Source organism: Streptosporangium minutum (assembly GCF_002149035.1).
GTDB classification, from domain to species: Bacteria; Actinomycetota; Actinomycetes; order Streptosporangiales; family Streptosporangiaceae; genus Streptosporangium; species Streptosporangium minutum.
Genome location: NZ_NGFP01000524.1, coordinates 1 through 937, shown reverse-complemented (window position 1 = coordinate 937; position 937 = coordinate 1). Strand labels below are relative to the sequence as shown.

The window sequence follows — 937 nt, the reverse complement described above, 5'->3', positions numbered from 1 at the left end:
CCGGGACCCGTTCGTCCCGCCCGCCCACGAGTCCCGGGGCCGGCGTGATCGAGGTCCTGACCAGGGGTCCTCCCTGACAGGCCCGCACCGCCTGGCGCGAAGCACTCAGGCTTTCCGGGGTGCGGGGGCTTGTGGTCGGCCGCGCGTTGCTGTATCCCTCCGATGACGACGTGGCAGCGGCCGTCGACACCGCCGTGGCGATGCTGGAGGTGGCTTGAGCGAGCGATCGGGCAGGCAAAGTGCAGGAACGTCACGTCTCGACGGGCCGCGAGAGGAGGAGAGGCCATGACCCTCATCCCCGCGGGCAGCACGGCCCTGGCCCCGTGGGCGCTGTTCATCACTCCCGAGTCGGCCGGGTGGGCCTACGCCGGGCTCCGCCTGCTCTGCCTGTCCGGAGAGAGCGTGGAGTTCACCACCGGTGACGAGGAGATGCTGGTCCTCCCCCTGTCGGGCTCGTGCGAGGTCGAGTGCGACGGGGTACGGCTCGCGCTGCACGGCCGGACCTCGGTCTTCCACGCGGTCAGCGACTTCGCCTACCTGCCCGTCGGCGCGACCGCCCGGATCACCGGCACGGGCCGTTTCGCGTTCCCCGCCGCCCGGGCGAGCAGGAGTTTCCCGGTCCGGTACGGTCCGGCGCGCGAGGTCCCGGTCGAGGTGCGCGGCGCCGGCCAGGCCAGCCGCCAGGTCAACAACTTCTGCGCCCCGGACGCCTTCGACTGCGACAAGCTCGTCGCGGTCGAGGTGCTCACCCCCGGCGGCAACTGGTCGTCCTACCCGCCGCACAAGCACGACACCGCCTCCGAGCACGAGGCCGTACTGGAGGAGATCTACTACTTCGAGGGCGGCCCCGGCTACCAGCGGGTCTACGGCACCCACGACACGCTGGCCGAGGTGTCGGGCGGAGACGTGGTGCTGGTCCCGCACGGCTACCACGGCC

The 937-nt window shown here is 72.0% G+C and carries 1 protein-coding gene and 1 pseudogene; both read left to right on the top strand.

The window, feature by feature from the left end; genetic code table 11:
• Positions 1–95: 95 nt before the first annotated feature.
• Positions 96–218: pseudogene (locus CA984_RS45255) on the top strand (Cgl0159 family (beta/alpha)8-fold protein); the annotation flags it as partial.
• Between the two features lie 67 nt (positions 219–285).
• A partial coding sequence (gene iolB / locus CA984_RS44180; RefSeq protein WP_086579176.1) for a 5-deoxy-glucuronate isomerase occupies positions 286–937 on the top strand: 652 nt, incomplete at its 3' end.